This window comes from Salipiger sp. 1_MG-2023, assembly GCF_030547555.1.
Lineage (GTDB): Bacteria > Pseudomonadota > Alphaproteobacteria > Rhodobacterales > Rhodobacteraceae > Salipiger.
The window spans coordinates 33,315-51,846 of record NZ_JAUOQN010000036.1 but is presented as its reverse complement, the minus strand read 5'-3'; the positions used below and the strand labels follow the sequence as shown (position 1 = coordinate 51,846).

Sequence of the window (18,532 nt, the reverse complement as noted above, 5' to 3'; positions counted from 1 at the left end):
GGCGCTTGCCATGCGCACGCCTGCCGAGGCATGCAGATTAGCGGCCTAACCTGAGCAGATTCCGCTGGGTCAATACATCCGTTTGACGGGTATCGGGAAAGGCGGACACCGGCAGGTCTTTTGAAACCAAATCGCTGCTGCAGGGGAGCGCGATGCAGTGCTGCGCAGCATCGCGGATGGGTTCATTGCCGTCCATTCCACGCTGTGCCCAAGCGGCTGCAGATCTCGATCGTGCCGTGAAGGAGAAAGCAGGGATGCATGCTGTCGCCCGTCGATTGATGACCGTTCCTGGCGTCGGTCCCATCGTGGTTCTGAATTTTGTTGCGCTGGTCGATGACCTTTCGCGGTTTCGGCGAACTGAGAATGTTGGGGCCTTTCTGGGCCTCATGCCTCGAAGTTCGAAGGCGTGGATTGGTCCGCCCGCATCTCGAGATGCGGCCATGGAACCATGCGGAGTCCACTGTTCAAGGGGGCGACAACCTTGATCGGTCGGGTGCAGAAGTTCTCGGCGTTGAAAACGCTGGGCGGTCCGACTAGGACAGGATGGTTCAGGCCGACTTTTTAGGTTCGTCGCCAGACATCCGTTTTCGCAGGACGCGGGCGGGCGTGCCTCCGGCGATCACGCCTTCGGGCATCGGCCCGGTGACCACCGATCCCGCGGCAACCGCAGTTCCGCTGCCGATGGTGACGCCATCCATCAGCACGGAATGCGTGCCGATCCAGATATTGTCCTCGAGCATGACGCCGCGCGCGCGATCCTCGCGCAGCGAACGGTTGATGGTCTTTTCGAACTGGTCGAGATCGTAATTCCCGCCCCCGACGACATATGTGTAGGCGCTGATCAGATTGTCGGCGCCGATGCGAACCTTGCTGCACGAGAAGATCTCGGCATTGAAACCGATGTTGGCGCGCTCACCGATCTCGATGTCGCCATCCTTGCAGCTGAGGATCGAATTGCGCCCGACAAAGCAATCGTTGGCAATGGAAATTCCGCTGTTCGACGCGCCTTTGGCGTCAAGCATCACGTTGTCATCGATTATGACGCGATCCCCGAGCTTGATCTTATGCGGATGACGCAGGGTGATGTTGCGCCCAAAAACCACGCCACTGCCGCAGGCACCAAGCAGCACCGGATACAGCTTTCCCCGAAGGAACAGACCAAGCGCGCCGGGGATGGCGCTGACGAACAAGACGATCAGCTCGTATTTCACAAGGGCCCAGAGATCGCGGGATCCGACGACCATGTCCTGATATTTCTGCATCGAGGTGGTCTTGCGACCGGCAACTTCGTCCTGAACCTTGTAGGAAATCTCACCCATCGTTGGCCCCCCTGTCCTCAGTCTATTGAAAGTTGGAATTGATCGGCTGTCAAACCTCGCGCAGCCGGCCACGCCCGTCGAATACATAGAACACCGCGCCTAGCAGCGAGGTCACCAGCAACTGGGCCCGCAGCAACAAGGCCACCGCAAGGCCATGCTCGAGCTCGGTTCCGATCGGCAACAGCAGCACCGAAAACGCCCATTCCCAGACGCCGATGCCCCCCGGCGTGGTTGGCAGGGCCGCAATGACCAGAATGATCGGCGCCACCGCCCAAAGCGAAACGAGATCCAGATCAATCCCGAGAACCCGCGCCGTGATGAAGATATTTGCCACGGTCAGCAGGTGATACAGCATCGAATAGGCAAAGCTTTGCAACACGATCCCGGGCGCGCTCCAGAAGCTGGCCAAGGCGGTGCGCATCTCTTCGATGCGCTCGACAAGACGGGCGGTGCGCCGGTGTTTACAGGCCTTTTCCTTCAGCGGGCCGGTCAACCTGTCGGGCAACCAGATCATCGCCAGCAGGAACAGGCAGCCACCGGCCATTATCGCGATAGACCCGGCCACGAGCAAATCGTCATGCAAGGACGGGGTGGCCGCAAATCCGATGACCGCCAGCGCCACGAGGGTCAGCAAGCCGGTCAGTCTTTCGAGAAAAACCGCGGCAAAAGATTCTGCCTGCGATCCGATCCGCCGCCCCACGAGGTAAGACCGCGCCAGATCGCCGCCAACACTGCTTGGCAGGAAATTGTTGAAGAAATAGCCAATGGTATAATAGCGCATCAGGCTGGGTAGCCCGACGATACAGTCTCGGTAGCGCAGAAGCAGGCGCCACTTGAGACAGCTGGCCCAGACCAGCGGGATCGGGATCAACATCACCACCACGACGCCGGGCAGCGACAGTCCTGACAGCAGCGTGGTCGCGCCTTGCCAGACATCCTTCTGCGACAGCAGGAGATAAACCAGACCGATGCCAAGGATCAACTTGATCGCGAAAACCAGATTGGACCTGCTCATTCGGCGCACCTTTTCTGCGTTCGACCATGATCCGGCGCGTATTGCCGACACCATGATGCTCCGACGACCATGACGGCGCGCAATTTGCGACGTCATGGCCCAAGGTTTCACGTAGCCCGCAGGGCGATACTGCGGGCTTTGGGGCTAGTGCCCGTTCCGGTGCAGACACACCACGGCGGCGGTCCTGATGATGATCGCAAGATCCATACCAAAGCTCAGGTTCTTGACGTAATGCGCGTCCAGCCCCATCCGCTCGTCATAGCCAAGATCATTGCGGCCAGAGATCTGCCAAAGGCCGGTGATGCCGGGGCGCGCATCGATATAAGGATGAGACCAGCCATAATGTCTGGAAATCTCCTCGGATGTGACCGGGCGCGGCCCGACGACGCTCATATGCCCCATCAACACGTTGAAGAACTGCGGAAGCTCATCGAGGCTGAGTTTCCGAAGGATGCTTCCCACGATCGGGATGATGCGCGGATCCTTCCGCAATTTCCGGGTCTCGTGGTATTCCTTCGCCGCGTTGGCGTCGGTTGCCAGCAACTCGGCGAGCCGAAGGTCGGCATCGACGACCATGGTGCGGAATTTCAGGCAGGGAAACGATCTGCCATTCAGACCGATGCGCTGGTGAACAAAGAACACCGGCCCTTTCGAGCCAACCTTGATCAGAAATGCGATCAGAAGCATCGGCACCAGCAGCGACAAAATCGCAAGTGCCGCAAAACCGATGTCGAAAATGCGTTTCGGCGTTCCCCCGACGGCCCGACGCATGGTGCCGGGCCAACCCCGGCGATGGACATTCGAGCGAACTACCGCCCGAGGCGCAATTGAGAAAAATGGCAGGACATCGACCGCAGGTTCCGCGCCACAGTCCGCAATCGTCCTTTCAGATATAGGGCTTTCAAATCTTTGCTCCGACATTACACACTACCCACTCACAACAAACGGCGCGCACAAATCAACAAAAGCGCGTCGCCAACACTTAGAAGACACAACAAATAATAGCAAAAATCTATGCTATAAATTTTGGAAACTCAACCCCGACCTGCCCCGATCTGCGCGGTCCGCGCCGGGCGCAGCCCCTTACAGGAGAGCCATAAATGCGGCCAATCTCCCATGCCGTGTGGGCTGGGTTGAGCCACGCACTGCGGCCCCACGTGGCATGACGCAGTGCCTAGAACTCTATACGGATTGAATTTTTCGGAAAACCCATCAGCGCCGGGCGTTTGCGGCACTGCAGTCTCATCGGCATGACCGTGCAAACTGCGCCGGGTCCAATACATATCGACTTCGAAATCTGTTGGCCCCGGCGCATGGGATCACCGACCATCAGGGAAACGCGAACCAGAAATCGATCCGCTCAGATTTCCAGCACAGACATGTCGTTTCCGACGAAGTCGCCCGCACACCGCCGAGCGTGGGTCGACAGTTTCTTGCACGGACGATTCGTCCTGCCTCCGGGGTCGGAAAATCGGGCTCGAGCGCTGTGCCGGAATGCTCGATCACTGAGTGACGCCGGCGCGATAAACCGGACATGTCGAGATCGCAAAACACAAACCAGATGATTGCGTTCAAGCCCTCTGCGAGGACGGGAAACCGCGTTCTTCGGCGGGTTTTCGCCCCTCACGACGGCGTTAACGACGGGTTAACTACAATTGTGTATAAGTTCCAAATCCACGGTGGGGCTCTTGGGTGCGATCCAGAGTCGGTCGTTTATGTTGTGAGGGAAATCATGGTTCGGCGCTCATCCGACAACGCAAGATGCGCTACCTCCCAAGGTGGCACATCGCAATCCTTGTTTGAGCCGCCGGATGTTCCTGTCGGATTATTCAGCGGTGAGCGCGGAAAATGTGATTCGGACGCGACGTTTCAACGCGGTTTGGCACCACGGACCGGCCACTCATCTTGTTTTGAACGCAGCGCGTCCATAGGAAGGACACATTGCGGATACGAGTCTCAAGGTGGATTTTCCACAGCTGCCCGCGGTGTTGAGTGTGACGGGGACGAAAGAATGAGACATTTATTTATCAGCTCGCCGATCATGGCACTCGTATTAAGTGTGTCTTTGCTTCAGCTTGGAGCAGGTTGGTGGGTGGCGACAAGCGCCTTTTTCCTGACAGCGCCCGTGCTGATCGCGCTTGCGCTGCTGCTGTGCAACACAATCCTGCCCTGCCATCCTCGCGACACGGACGACTGAAGCCCCTCAGCGCCCGGCCGCGGCCCTGCCATCGACGACGCATCGACTGATGCCGATCAGACTGGCGGTAATAGACTATGACTGCGGGCTGACGACGGCCCCTGCCGTCGCGATGCGAAACTGCGCGTGCTTCAGCGGACGGGCCAGCCTGTTTGCGCTTTTTCCAGAACCGGACCTGTGCAAGCCTGGCTCTATTGATCGATCATATTGCAGGAGGCGGATTTTGGACACTGTCATTGCCCATCCGGGCGCCGTGCGGCCCGACGATTCCCGACAGATCGCAGTAGATACGCATGTTCACCTCTATCAATCTGCAGACCCTGGCCGCGCCTTGACGGCAGGGCGCGACAACCTGCTCACAGCAGCGCAACGTGCAGGGCATGGGTCCGCCCCATTGGTGATGATGCTGACCGAAACGGCGCGCGACAGCGCTTTCGATGCGCTGGCCACGGGCCGCCTCGCGCCTATCGGCTGGACCATTGACCGGATCGAAGACGATCCTGCCGCGCTACGGGCCCGTTGCGTGGCAGGTGGCGCGGGGTTGGTGCTGATCGCGGGTCGGCAGATCCAGACCCGCGAAGGGGTCGAGGTGCTTGCCTTGGCCAGCGCCGGGCACGTTGACGACGGCCTGCCGATTCGCACCGTTCTTGCCGATCTGCAAGACAGACAGATCCCTGCGGTTCTGCCATGGGGCGTTGGGAAATGGCTTGGCAAGCGCGGGGCGCTGGTCGCCGAGCTGATCGGGGCCGATGCACCGGGCCTGATGCTGGGCGACAACGCCGGGCGTCCGTGGATCTGGCCCAGACCGGCGATTTTTGCCAAGGCGCTCCGGGACGGGGTGCCGATCCTACCCGGCTCGGATCCGCTGCCCTTGCCCGGCGCGGAGGCGGGGCTCGGAGCCTTTGGCTGCCTGATCGACGCTCCGCTTGACGAGGCGCGCCCGGCGCATGCCCTGCGCGAGCATCTTTTCACCCTGCGCAGACAGCCCCGGCGCATCGGAGCGCGCCGAGGCTTCAGGGCAGTGCTTGCGGAACAGATCGGATTGCGGCGCCGCAAAGCGCAGCCCAGCCCGGCGGGGACCGTTTCGTGAGGCGCGCTACGCTTGACGCCTTTGGCGACGAGCCCTTCGATGTTCTGGTGATCGGGGGGGGCATTTACGGCCTGATGGCAGCCCGGGATGCGGCGCTGCGCGGCCTGCGCACCGCCCTTGTCGAGCGCGACGATTTCGGCGGGGCGACCTCGCATAATTCGCTGAAACTAATGCATGGCGGCATTCGCTACGTGCAGCATCTCGACTTTGCGCGGCTGCGGGCCTCGGCGCGCGAACGCGCCTTCTGGCAGCGGGCAGCGGCACCGATTTGCACGCCGCTGGAGTTCACCATCCCCTTGTTCGGGCACGGTATTCGCGGGCCAGAAGCCTTTGGCGCTGCAGCGGCGATCTACACACTGGCATCTCGCGGATTGCGCGGCCCTCATTACAACGGTGCGCGGGCTGTCGGCGCAAAAGCCGCGCGGCAGCGTCTTGGCGGCTTTGCTCCCGAAGGGCTCAGCGGCGGCGGTGTCTGGCGGGACGGGCAACTGCGTGACGTGAACCGGCTGCATATGGCCTGCTTGCGCGCGGCCATCGAGGCCGGGGCGCTGGCGGCAAACTACATGGACGCCAGCGCGTTGATTTCTGCAAATGGCCGGGTGACGGGCGCGCGGCTACGCGATCGCTTGACCGGGGCCGAAGGTCAGCTGCGCGCCCGCGTCACGCTGTCCTGCGCCGGGCAAGCTGCCGCCGCGCTTGCCAGACCGCATCTGCGCGATCCGGCGGTGTTTTCGGGCTTTCTCAGGGCGACGAATCTGGTGGTCGACCGAGAGGTCGGAAGGCGCGGTTTCGCGGTGGTCAGCCGGTCGCGATCCGACGCGGTGGTGGATCGTGGCGGGCGGATGTATTTCCTCACGCCGTGGCAGGGCCGCACCATCATCGGCACGCATGAGAGCAGCCTCGACCATTCAGCCGACAGCGACGTCGATGATTTTCTGAGCGAACTGGCGCTCGCCTGTCCGCAGCTTGGGCTTGGCCGCAAGGATGTGCTTTGGGTCCATCGAGGGGTGATCCCGGCGAATATCGATGACAGCCGAGGCGGGGGCAAACGTCACACCCGTGGCAGCCTGCTGGATCATTCGGGCCAAGGGCTGGGCGGGCTGATCAGCGTGGCGGGGGTGAAATACACCACCGCGCGGCTGATCGCCGAACGGGCGGTGGACGCGGCGCTGCTGCAACTTGGCACAGGCGCCCTGCCCTCGACCAGCTTCGAAACGCCGCTACCGGTGGATGACAGCGCCGATCCTGATCCGCACAGCAGCGATGCAGGGACTCTGGCGCAACGGTTGCGCCGCGCCGCAGATCAGGAAATGGCCACCTCGCTCAGCGATGTGACGGTGCGGCGCACGCTCTGGGCCGAAACCGGCCTGCTGAATACGCCCGGTGTATCAGAGAAACTCGCCGCGGCGGCGGCCATGGCGAATTTGCCGGCTTAGCCCCCCTGCGGGGGCCAAGCCTGTTGCGCCTTACACCAGCACGAAATCATCCATCGAGATGTCGGAAAGCGTGATGCTGCGGATGTCTGCAAGGGTCTGGGTCACCTCCGTCGAGACCAGATCAAGATAGACCCCCGATCCGTATTGCGTCAGCACCACATGGCTGCTCGCCTCTGCCTCGCTCCAGCCATAGGCCGAGACGATGGCGCTCAGGTCGATGGTATCGCCTTCGCCCGTGCCGCCGCTGTAGTTGTCGATGCGATCGGTACTGCCATCGAGTGCATCCATCGAGAACACGAACACATCCGCCCCCGATTGTCCGCGCAGCGTGTCACTTCCCGCGCCGCCATCAAGCACATCGTCGCCATTGTCGCCGCGCAGGAAATCATCGCCGTCGCCGCCAAGCAGCGTGTCGTCGCCACCGTTGGCGATGATCCGGTCATTGCCGCCAAGCGACATGATCAACGTGCCGTCATTGCCGTCTCGCAGATCGTCATCGGCATCGGTGCCGACCAGCGCGCCGGGTGGCACCGACGGTTCGGTGGTGTCCATCGCAATAGTCGGGCCGGAGACGCTTGCGACATTGCCGCTGCTGTCGGTGGCCGTCACCTGAACCGTGAGCGTGCCATCGCCGAGGCTCGACAGATCCAGCGACAGGCTGCCGTTTGCGCCCAGCGGTGCGGCGGCGTTGTCGACCGATCCGCCCGCCTCGTCGCTGACGGTCACCACCGCCGTCGCATCGCTGTCCAGCCCCGAGACCACGAACTCCACCGACGCATCCTCACCATAGGTGATCGCGGTATCGGGGGCACTGACGGCAAGATCGCCGTCTTCATCCGCCGAGGTGTCGGGCGCGGTGTCCAGCGTCAGGGTCGGGCCGCTGACGGTGCTGGCGTTGCCATTGCCGTCGGTCGCGGTGACCGAGCTGGTGACCGGCCCGTCCGGCAGGCCGGTCAGGTCGAACACCAGATCGCCATTCGCCAGCGCGGTTTGTGTCAGATCGGTGCCCCCAGCGCTGAGGGTGACAATCGCCGTGGCGTCGCTGTCGAGCCCCGAGAGTGTGACCACCACCGCCGAATTCTCGCTGGCGTCGATGTTGGTGTCGGGGGCGCTCAGACCCATGTTGCCGTCATCATCGCCGCTGTCCGGCGGGGGGCCGGACGAGGTGAGCACGATCTCTCCGGCGGCATACATCGCGTCGAAGGTGAAATCGCCGCCATTGCGAATATAGGCCAGCGTGACCCAAGAGGAGCCGGTGCCGCTGGAGTCGACCTGCAACTCGCCCACGGTGCCGGCCTTCCAGACCTGGATATAGCCGGAAAGCTCGGCATCGCTCAGCCCGTCGGGAATGATGTCGCGCAGTTCGATCACGTCGCCTTCGGCGCCGGTGAAATCCTTGATGTCGTCGATCGATCCGTCAAGGTCGGCGGCGGTGATCAGGAACAGGTCGGCGCCTGCCTCGCCGGTCAGCGCATCGGCGCCAAGCCCGCCGACAAGGGTGTCGTCACCGGCCCCCGCCTTCATCGTGTCATTGCCGGCATCGCCGAGTAGCCAGTCATTGCCGCCCCGGCCCTTGATGTTGTCATTGCCCGCAAGACCGGCGATGACATCGTCGCTGCCGCCGCCGTTCAGGTTGTCATCGCCGCTGGTGCCGATGATCGTCGGCTCTGGGACGCTCGGCGCTTCAGCGGTCGACAGTGTGACCGTCGGGCCAGAGACGCTGGCGCTGTTACCCGCCTCATCCGTCGCGGTGACCGATACGGTGAGTGCGCCGTCGGACAGGCTCGACAGGTCGAACACCACGTCACCGTCGCCGGTGAGCGGTGCGGCGCTGTTGCTGATCGATCCGCCAAGGCTGTCGCTGACCGTCACGATGGCGGTGGCGTCATCGTCGATCCCGAAGACCGAGAACACCACCGCGCCCTCTTCGCCCAGCGTGATGCTGGTGTCGGGTGCGGTGACGGCAAGGTTGCCATCGGCATCGGCGGTGGCGTCCAGCGTCTTGTCCAGCGTCATCGCCGGGCCGGCGACGCTGGCGACATTGCCGCTGGCATCGGTCGCGGTGACCGTGACCGTCAGCGGGCCATCGGCAAGCGTCGACAGGTCGAGCACCACGCTGCCATTGGCGCCAAGCGGCGCGGCGGCGTTGTCGACGGACCCGCCGGCGCCATCGCTGACCGTGACCACCGCCGTCGCATCGGCATCCAGCCCGGTGACGTTGAAGACCACAGCATCGAATTCGCTTTCGCTGATCTCGGTGTCGGGCGCAGCGACTGCCAGATTGCCCTCTTCGTCTGCCGAGGTGTCGGGGGCAGCATCCAGCGTCATGGTCGGGCCGCTGACGGTGCTGGCGTTGCCGCCGCCGTCTGTCGCGGTGACCGAGGTGGTGACCGGCCCGTCGGGCAGCCCCGTCAGGTCGAACACATAATCGCCATCCGCCAACGCCGTCTGGGTCAGCTCGCTGCCGCCAACCACCAGCGTCACAACCGCCGTAGCGTCGTCATCCAGCCCTGTCAGGGTGACGACAACCGCCGAGGCTTCGGAGGCGTCGATCACATCGTCCGGCACGCTCAGCGCCATGTTGCCATCGTCATCGCCGCTGTCGGGCGCAGGCCCGGCCTCGAGGATAAGCGCCCCCGAATTGAGCATCTCGTCCTTGGTGACCCCGTAGATATACAGGAATTTCTGCAGCCCGTCTGGCGTGTTGAGCGATACGCGCAGATCGGTCCCGGAATTCTCCTGCAGCTGCAACTGGGCCAGCAGCTCGGAGGCTGTCCAGCCATAGGCCACCCCAAAATCCGACAGGTCGAGCTTGTCACCCTCGGCAATCGAGAAATCGAAGATGGAATCGCGTGAGGAATCGAGATCCTCGGCACGATAGTAAAAGGTATCGGCCCCGCTGCCGCCATACAGCTTGTCGAGCCCGGTGCCGCCGTAGATGCTGTCGTCGCCGCCGCGGCCATACAATACGTCGCGCCCGGCAAAGCCATAAATCGCCCGGCCTTCGTCGACGTCATACAGCAGATTGTCGCCGTCAGTGCCCAGCAGTTCTTCTTCACGGGTGAAGACCTGGGTGAATTGCGTCGTCGAAAGCGAGACATCGGCCGCCGCGACGCCTTGCACAAGCGCAAGCACGAAGGTTCCGGAGGGCGTGGTGATCGACACCTCGGCCCCGGCAGCCCCATCGGTGATCGCGACATTCGCGGCGATCTCGGCATCGCTCCAGCCGTAGGCGTCGATGATCGCGCCAAGGTCCAGCACATCGCCATCGGCGGCGGAATAGTCGAGGATGGTGTCGGTCGACCCGTCCAGGGCATCGAGCCCGAAGGCATAGACATCCTTGCCCGAGCCACCTTCAAGCGTGTCCGCCCCGGCGCGCCCTTCCAGATAATCGTTGCCACCGCCGCCCCGCAGGGTGTTGGCCGCTGCATTGCCGCCAAGCCGGTCGCCCGCCTCGCCGCCGGTGACATCGCTCGATACCGGCAAGGCGTTGACCAGTTCGGGGAAGCCGCTGCCGTCCAGCCCGATTTCCGCCTGAAGCGTGTCGTACAGCGCCTCGGCATAGGTCATGTAGGCGTATTCCGAGAAATGGATCAGATCGTAGGTCAGGTCGCCGATATCGGTGATCGGATTGTCGAACAGGACCAGCGTCGGATAGGTGCTCTGAAGCGAGGCAACCGTGTCCCGGATGCCCGCGACAAAGGTGCCATTGCCCGCATCCCCGACGACCGCGACGCCATCCACCATGGAATAGCCATCATTGATGAATTCGTACCAATCCGGGTCGACGCCGCCGCGCGCCTTGGGCGGCAGGGTCGAGACCACGAAATACCGGTTCTCGTTGCCGGCAAAGGCATAGAATTGTTCAATCGCCGCAAGCGTGTCGTCCACGATCTGCGGCAGGTAATCCGACAGCAGGTAGGCTTCGCCGTTGTTGTGGTAATCGTTGGTGCCCGCAAGGAACACCGCGATGTCCGGGTTGTATTCCTCGAGCGCGTAGCTGAAATCCGACGTCCCGGAGGAATCGTCGACGATCGCCGAAAGATACTTGCCGGCGACACCGTGGTGATCCGGGTCCAGCAAGCTGTCGGGACCGTTCTGAAGCCCGCCGACGTAATCGACCCAGCCGCCGCCCGCGATCACCCGTTCGAACAGATCAAGCCGGTAGCCATCCAGCACCGTGCGGTCTTCGGGCACCGGAAGGTTGGCGTTGACCATGCCTTCGGTCAGCGAATCCCCGATCGGCAGAAGCCGCAGCGCCCGCATCCACGTGCCCGCCGCCATGTCGACGACAAGCGCTTCAGTCTGGCCGGCGAAAGACACCTCGGCCCCGGCGCTTTCGACGGCATACGGAACATAGCTCACCGAAGACAGGTTGACCTGCGCCGTCGCATCTTCGTCGATGGGGCCATGCCAGTCTTCAAGCTGCTCGGCCCCGGTCCAGAGGCTGGAATAGATCCGCATGTCTTCGTCGGGCACCGCGATCGGAGCGGTGGCGCTGTCGATCTCGTAGAGCAGAGTGCCATCGGCGTACCAGCGGATGCCGTCGGGCATCCATTCGATGCTGTAGGTGTGCATTGCGCTTGCCGCTTCGAACCCCAGCGCCACCTGCACGCTGCCAGAGGCACCCAGATTGCTGCCCCCGTGATAGTAGTTGATGTTCATCACGGTGGTGTCGTTGCCGAGAAATTCGATGTCGATCTCGTTATGCTCGTCAGCGCCGAAATACTCGCTGTTGAACAAGAAGAACGCCGACACCACGCCGGACACGTCCGACGCCTGCATCTGCACCTCGTAGGTGCCGTAGCTGAAGCTGTCGATGGACTGGATTTCAGCGCCGGTGAAAGGCTTGCCCGACAGATCGGTCCCGTCAAAGGTCAGCGCCACCTCGCCGACGACTGGCGTCGTGACATAGGTTTCGGACCACGCGGTCTGGTTCCAGCTTGCCTCGAGAGCAAAGTCGGAACTGTACCATCGCGACGTATCATATGTATCGAATGTCTCGGAAAACGTCCTGAGTTCAGACATAATGACTTTTGCACCCCTTACCCGAATACCTGATAACCAACACTCTCGCCGCACAGCTAAGCAGCGCGACGCGCGACCCCTGAAAATAAACGCCCGAACACCGGGAGCAGGATCACGAAAATCCCACGTATAATACATGGGTCGGAGCGAATCTCGACCTGTTTTATCAAAATTTTAGCTATTTTGTACGGATTCTGACAGATGCTGGCGAAGTTGGCGGCGCAATCCCCGGCATTAACCATACGGCGCGCGCCATGACGTCAGCGCGTCCACTTCCCCGGATCGACAATCGCCCGCAAGGCACGGCTTGCGTCATCCTGCGCGCCGGGGCCGGTGTTGCGCCAGTGCAGGATCCAGACCGGCCCGGCGCTTTGCGTGGTCAGCGATACGCCGGGCACATCGAAGGCCTGAAGCAGGGCGCCGATGCTGTTGTTCTTCGTCCACTGTTTCCACCATTCGCCAGACACTACGAACGCCCCGTCGGGATAGGCGCGCACCAAGGCCCGAAGCGACTCCGGATCGCTGATCAGGGGCCGCCCGGTGCGGGGGTCTCTGGCAAACTCGGTCTCGTTCATCTCGGGAAGCCAGTTGTTGCTGAACACCACGTCGAAACCGCCAAGGTAATACAGCGCCGACAGCTCGTTGTTGACGACGATCAGCGCGCCGTCCTCGACCAGCGCCTCGACCGCCGGTCGGGCGTCGCTCCAGTCCGCGACCCGTGTGAGCGGCACCGCCACCCGCCCCATCATCAGCTTCACCGACAGGGGCAGCGCATCCTGCGTCAGCACGGCAAAGCCCGCGGCCAACACTAGAATGCCCCGCATCGCCCGCCCATCCGAGAACGGCCGGGGCAGGCCCGACAGCGCCCGCCGCAGCATGTCCGCCAGCGCCGGGACAAGCACCAGAAGGCCCATCGCCCAGAGCGTGAACATGAAGGGGCTGATGTAATAGACATAGCGCTGGTTCTGCACCCCGGCGAAGGAATGCACGATCAGCCCGACCACCACCAGCGTCACGCAAAAGCCCGCAGGGCGTGGAAAGGATCGCAAGGCCAGAATGGCCAGAAACGGCGTCAACGACCAGATCGCCGGGTAGAACCGGCTGAAGACCCGATGATAGGCCGTGATATCCCTGCCCCAGGGCGAAATGGTGTATTTTTCCCAGATCGACGCCAGCATCCCGCTTGAAAATGCCACCGTGACCGCCGCCAGCAGCAGCCCTGTCAGAACGACAAGAATGGCGACCCGCTGCTTGTGCTGCAGGATCCTCGGCAATGCGACGAACCCTGCTATCCAGATCGCCAGCGCCAGAACGCCGACCAGCGTGCTGTCCTGAAACTGATTGGCAAACCACAGCGCCGCCAGTGCCAGCCCGATCAGCCCCAGCCGCGCCGGGGTCTTCTGGCCGGGTTCGAACAGCTGATAAACGGCGATCGCCCCGATAAAGAACAGCATGCCGTGCAGGGTGTAAAAGCGAATGGTCTGCGACAGCTGGATGCCGCTGGGCCAGAACAGCAAGAACAGGGCGACGATCCAGCCGACCGCCGGACCGCCGACCCGCCGCGACCAGAGCGCCGCGCCCGCAGCGGTCAGCGCGCCGAACACCACGCTGGGCAGACGCGCCATGACGAGACTCGGCTCGCCAGCCAACGAGAACATCCAACCGATCAGCGCAGTATAAAGCGGCGTGCGCTCATAGCTTCCCTGATACAGCCGCAGACTGCCATCCTCGAGCCAGCTCTGCGCCGCAAGAATATGATAAAGCTCGTCATACCCCGGTGCGGCCTGAAGGTGTCCAAGCCGGCCAAACACCGCGGCCAGTAGAACGAAGCCGGTAAAGATCAGGACCTCGTGTTCGGCCCTCAGAATCGTAACATGCCGTTCAGTTCGAAGCATCAAGCTCGCTCCCGGAACATCGATGTGGCGCATGGCAAGGCCGTCGCGCGGATCGCTCGCAACCCAGCCCAAGCGCTATTGCAGACCAGACGTATACAGTGCGGAAATCGACGCCATGTAAATGTCAGTGTCTGACAAAGACCATCGCCATACCCGCGCCGATCGCGCCCTGTGTGGTGTCGTGTTGTTCCCCAACCATCTCGACGCGGCGCATCCAGATGTGAATTAGACTGATTGAAATCTCTTGAATCGAGTAAAGTTCCCCTGCGGAAACTGTTCAAGCTGCATATCCAAAAGACGGCACAACCATAGATGGACATCTGCAGGCAGAGATTTGATATTGCGAAGCTTTTCCAATTCATCGGGTCGCTCGGATTTTTGCGAAACGGTCAAAGGCCAAGCAGTTTCCCAATTCCGGCGCATCGACTCCGTCATTGCCTTTCCTCTGCAAGACGCGGGGCGATGGTTTCATTCAGAAACGACGTCAGTTTGCTGGCGTAAGCGTCGGGGCTGAATTCGGACGCCACGCGGCGGCGGGCCTGCTCGACCAGCCGGGCGCGATGGTCTGCGTCGCCCAGCAGGGTCGCGATGCCCCGTGCCATGTCTTCGGGCGTCGGGTCGACCAGCAGCGCGATCTCATCGTCAAGCACTTGCGTATGGGTCGGCAGGCGTGTCGCCAGCAACGGCCGTCCGCTGTCGAGATAGGAATACACCTTCATCGGCGTGTTGCGCCCCTGCGTGCGGGGGGACACCACGATGTCGGCCCGCGACAGATAATCGCCGATCCGCTCGACCGGGCGCGGCCCGAGAAAGCTGACCCTGTCTCCGGCGCCAACCTCATCCGCCAGCTTGCGCAAAGCGTCGATATGGGCCTGCACCCCGCCGATGATGACCAGACGCCCCGGCCCTTCGGACCGGGCAAACCCGCGGATCAACAAATCGACGCCCTGATAGCTTTCGAGGTTGCCGATATACATGATGACGGGCTCGTCAAAGCGGCAATCCTCGGGCGGCGCGCCCGCCTCGGCGATCAGCGTCACGTCTTCGAGCGTCTGCACCGGAAGGCCCGGCACATAGCCCTTTACGAGCTCTTCGAGCGCGCGGCAGCAGGTGATTGCCCCGACCGCGCCCCGCGCCGCCCGCGCTTCGGCGCGCGAGAGCAGCCTGTGCAGCCAGCTAGGCAAGGCGAACTTGTCGTTCAGTTGTTCGGGGATCGAGCTGTCGACGTCGTAGATATATGGGACCCCGAAGACCGGTTTCAGGGCGAGCGCAAGAAAGGCGGCCTCTTCGACCGCGATGACCAGATCATACCTGCCCCGCCACAGCCGCCACGCTGCCATCGGCAGCATGATCACATCGCAGACGGCTTTCTTCAGCGAGAAACCGGGCGGCACGCTGCGCAGTCCGGGCAAGGCTGGCAACCGGTAAAGGCCCACACCGGGAATGCCGGGATCTTCGCCCTCGGCAAAGCAGATCGCGTCGATCTCGTGCCCCTGCCCGGCAAGAACCTGCATCAGGGCGCGCACCGCGATCGGTGTGCCGCGCGGCACGAAAAACGGTTGCGGGGCGAGAATCAGAATGCGCATAGAGGGCCATTTTCAGCGCGGAACGCACAAAATATCGGCAAAATTCGCCATCTTGGACACGAACAACGAAGGTTGAGGCGCAATATGTCTCTCCGTACAGATGAGAGTGAACACAAGGTACATGGCATCATTGGCGCCCTGATCCGGTAGAAAGTCAACCTTAACGATTTCCTGCCAGATTACGCACTCTTGACCCGACTCTTCAGGCTAGTGAAGTTGATCGTGGCGTGCCATCGCATTGTTTGAGCGATATTCTCTCCGGGGGTTTTCTTGTGGCAAGGCATTTTCTGGTCAATCTTGGCTCGCTGTCAGGATCGCAGGTGTTCATCACGCTGTCGCAGCTGCTCGTCCTGCCAATCGTGGCGCGCTATCTTGACGTTGCAGCCTTCGGAGACGTTGCGCTGGCGATGACGGTGACCGTCTTTGCCCAGCTGCTGAGCGACGCGGGGCTTGGCCGGTCGCTGATCCGCAAGAACAGCTTCGATGCCGCAGAATGGAGCAGCGTCTTCTGGTTTCTCTGCCTCATCGGCTTTGGGCTGGGGGCGGCGCTGATGCTGATCGCGCCGCTCTGGGCGGGTCTGTTCGACCGGCCCTCTGTCGGGCCGCTGATCATGGCGCTGGCGATGGTGCCCTTCCTGCAATCGCTGTCGGCAGTGCCGACCGCGGTGATGGAGCGGTCAAAGCGATTTCCCGTTCTGGCAACGCTGCGCATCGTCGCGGCCATCGCCGGGTTCGTGATCGTGGTCAGCCTTGCGATGCTTGGTGCCGGGGCCTGGTCACTGATCGCCCAGCAGATCACGCTTGCACTGGTCCAATGCCTTGGGGCGGTGTTGCTAAGTGGGTTTCGCCCGCTGTCGCCGCGCAAGCGCCTGCCCCTTGGCGATCACATCGGCTTTGCCCGCAACGTGCTTGGTGTCTCGCTTCTAATGACGGCACAGCGGCAGATCCCGATGATGATGATCGGCTATGCGCATGGCAGCGCGCCGCTCGGTCAGTATTCGATGAGCCAACGCATTCAGAACCTGCCCTTGCAGGGGCTTGCCGCCCCCTTCGCGCGCATCGCCTTTGTACACATGAGCGCCGCGCAGCGCGACAGCGCGCGGGTGGCCGATATCTACGTGCGAGGCGTGTTGCTGCTTGGCTTTGTCATCATACCGCCGATGGCGCTGCTGGCCGCGATTGGCGAGACCGCCTTTGCGTTGCTGCTGTCCGACACATGGATCCCGGCGGCGATGATCTTTGCTCTGGCTGCGCCGGGAATTGCCATCGAGGCGTCGATCTCCCATGCCGGGGTGCTGTTCCAGTCGATGAACCAGACCGGGTTGCAGCTGCGGATGGGGGTGGAACGAACGCTGCTGCGCCTGATCCTTGTCGCGATCGCCCTGCCCTTCGGGGTCACGGCGGTGGCGGCGGCGCTCTCGGTGGCGGCGCTGCTGTTCATTCCGCGCCAGTGGCAGCACGTCGGGCGCGCCGTCACGCTTGATCTGAAGGCGGCCTATGCCGCGCTGGCCACGCCGGTTGCGATTGGCCTTCTGCTATGGCTTGCAGGGCGCGGGCTGACCGCGGTGACCTCGGGATGGGCGACACTGGTCTGGGCGGCGCTGCTGCTGCTTGCCGTCTGGGCCGTGGCTGCAGTCTTGCTGCGCCAGCGCCTGCGTGACGCCCTCGCCGTCTTCGGGCGCTAGGATTCCTTGAACCGCCACGTGTCCCCGTATTGCATCCGCAGGCGCAACGACGACAGCGCGCCGATCCATAGCACCATGTGAAACAGGACGAAGGGCTTGAGGAAATCGGCCTCTGTCATGCTGCGCGCCAAAACCGCCGCGGCCATCGCAAGGAAAAAGATCTGCGGTGTCGCGCCAAACACCAGCGCCCCTCGCACCACCTGCAGCAGCGCCCAGATCAGCGCGATGCTGGCGATACCCACGCCGATAAGCCCTTGATGTACGGTGATTTCGTAGAACGAATTGTGAAAGTTAAACGAATCCCCCGGCTTCTTGTAGAACTCGAAAAAGATCTTTCGCACCAGCGGCGATTGGGCGTATTGCCAGAACCCGTCTTCGCCGACCCCCAGCAGAGGCCGTTCGGCGATCTGCATTTCGGCATAGTCCCACAGCACGGTTCTGCCAGTCAGGGTCGAGGATTTGCCGAAATGCTGAAGCACAAGCTCCGCCGGGTTCGACTGCATGTTCGACACAAGCACGGCACCGACGATGCTGGTGAACGCCAGCCCGAAGCACAGCGCGGCGACGCGGCTCAGACGCATGAGGCCGCCGATCAGGAACATCACCGAAAGGGCGATCAGCGCGCCGGTGCCAAAGATCAGCAGCACGGCGGTGGCGGACTCGCTGTGAAAGGCCATCAGCACCGCAACGCCGGACATTGCCAACCCGGCGAGGCGCATGCCCCGTGATGAGCCGCTGTCGATGAAAACGCTGACGCAGATCACCCAAAGCACCACCATGTTCTTGCCCATGGTGTTCTTCTGCGCGAAAATCCCGGTGGTGATATCGCCGGTGCCATAGGCATAGACCACGTTGATCAAGCCGATGCCGCCAACCGCGATGAACAGGGAATACAGGATCGCACGTGGCCGCATCGTCGCCGCGACCTGATAGCAGATCATGATCGTCAGCCCGAGATACACCGCCTTCTTGAACGCGGCCGCCGGTTCGACCGCCCAGATCGGCGAGATCAGGCACCATATCGGGAACAGTAACACTACCCATGATTTGGCCATCAACGTGACTATGCGAGACTGATCGCGCAGGATGGCCCAGCTGTAGTATAGCGCCAGCGGGTAGAGGATCAGGCTATCGCCCGGAAACTGTACGAAGGTCACAAGGCACCACAGCGCGAACAGCAGCAGATCCCGGCGCTCGTTCGAAATATGCAGACGCAGCCTGCCATGCTGGCTTCCGCCATGAATCGGCTGGGCAAGACTTGTCATTGCGCCTCGCCCTGCC

The 18,532-nt window shown here is 62.4% G+C and carries 12 protein-coding genes; 5 read left to right on the top strand and 7 right to left on the bottom strand.

From position 1 onward, the window contains the following. Positions 1–152 precede the first annotated feature (152 nt). Positions 153–485: a transposase gene (locus tag Q4543_RS24625; RefSeq protein ID WP_368502162.1), complete on the top strand. Its 333-nt coding sequence runs from the start codon at positions 153–155 to the stop codon at positions 483–485. Between the two features lie 63 nt (positions 486–548). Here the strand turns inward: Q4543_RS24625 and Q4543_RS16150 are convergent, their stop codons facing one another. From Q4543_RS16150 to Q4543_RS16140, 3 genes are all read right to left on the bottom strand, one after another. Beyond that, entirely contained in the window at positions 549–1,319 is a 771-nt protein-coding gene (locus Q4543_RS16150) for an acyltransferase (RefSeq protein ID WP_303439831.1), read from the bottom strand. A gap of 49 nt (positions 1,320–1,368) precedes the next feature. After that, positions 1,369–2,334, bottom strand: coding sequence for a lysylphosphatidylglycerol synthase transmembrane domain-containing protein (locus Q4543_RS16145; RefSeq protein WP_303439828.1), 966 nt, complete (start codon positions 2,332–2,334; stop codon positions 1,369–1,371). Between the two features lie 144 nt (positions 2,335–2,478). Beyond that, the gene (locus Q4543_RS16140; protein WP_252737428.1) at positions 2,479–3,105 is read right to left on the bottom strand and encodes a sugar transferase; all 627 of its coding nucleotides are present in this window, start codon (positions 3,103–3,105) and stop codon (positions 2,479–2,481) included. Between the two features lie 1,240 nt (positions 3,106–4,345). Here Q4543_RS16140 and Q4543_RS16135 point away from each other — a divergent pair. From Q4543_RS16135 to Q4543_RS16125, 3 genes are all read left to right on the top strand, one after another. Next, the gene (locus Q4543_RS16135; protein ID WP_216002854.1) at positions 4,346–4,531 is read left to right on the top strand and encodes a hypothetical protein; all 186 of its coding nucleotides are present in this window, start codon (positions 4,346–4,348) and stop codon (positions 4,529–4,531) included. Positions 4,532–4,931: 400 nt separating this feature from the next. Further along, positions 4,932–5,621: a hypothetical protein gene (locus Q4543_RS16130; protein ID WP_303439822.1), complete on the top strand. Its 690-nt coding sequence runs from the start codon at positions 4,932–4,934 to the stop codon at positions 5,619–5,621. After that, on the top strand, positions 5,618–7,057 hold the full coding sequence (locus Q4543_RS16125; RefSeq protein ID WP_303439821.1) for an FAD-dependent oxidoreductase: 1,440 nt from the start codon (positions 5,618–5,620) through the stop codon (positions 7,055–7,057). Before Q4543_RS16130 ends, Q4543_RS16125 begins: the two co-directional genes overlap by 4 nt. Before the next feature lie 30 nt (positions 7,058–7,087). On the opposite strand, the gene Q4543_RS16120 is transcribed toward Q4543_RS16125, so the two are convergent. The 3 genes from Q4543_RS16120 to Q4543_RS16110 form a co-directional block, all read right to left on the bottom strand. After that, entirely contained in the window at positions 7,088–12,085 is a 4,998-nt protein-coding gene (locus Q4543_RS16120; protein WP_303439818.1) for a family 16 glycosylhydrolase, read from the bottom strand. Positions 12,086–12,345: 260 nt separating this feature from the next. Then, on the bottom strand, positions 12,346–13,980 hold the full coding sequence (locus Q4543_RS16115) for a hypothetical protein (RefSeq protein WP_303439814.1): 1,635 nt from the start codon (positions 13,978–13,980) through the stop codon (positions 12,346–12,348). A 431-nt stretch (positions 13,981–14,411) separates the two neighbouring features. Next, complete coding sequence (locus Q4543_RS16110) at positions 14,412–15,566, bottom strand: glycosyltransferase family 4 protein (RefSeq protein WP_303439813.1); 1,155 nt, start codon at positions 15,564–15,566, stop codon at positions 14,412–14,414. A 272-nt stretch (positions 15,567–15,838) separates the two neighbouring features. Here Q4543_RS16110 and Q4543_RS16105 point away from each other — a divergent pair, with 272 nt between their 5' ends. Beyond that, entirely contained in the window at positions 15,839–17,251 is a 1,413-nt protein-coding gene (locus Q4543_RS16105) for an oligosaccharide flippase family protein (RefSeq protein WP_303439812.1), read from the top strand. Here the strand turns inward: Q4543_RS16105 and Q4543_RS16100 are convergent. Next, positions 17,248–18,516 (bottom strand): O-antigen ligase, encoded by a 1,269-nt coding sequence (locus Q4543_RS16100; RefSeq protein ID WP_303439811.1) that lies wholly within the window; start codon positions 18,514–18,516, stop codon positions 17,248–17,250. The genes Q4543_RS16105 and Q4543_RS16100 overlap by 4 nt on opposite strands. Between the last annotated feature and the right edge of the window lie 16 nt (positions 18,517–18,532).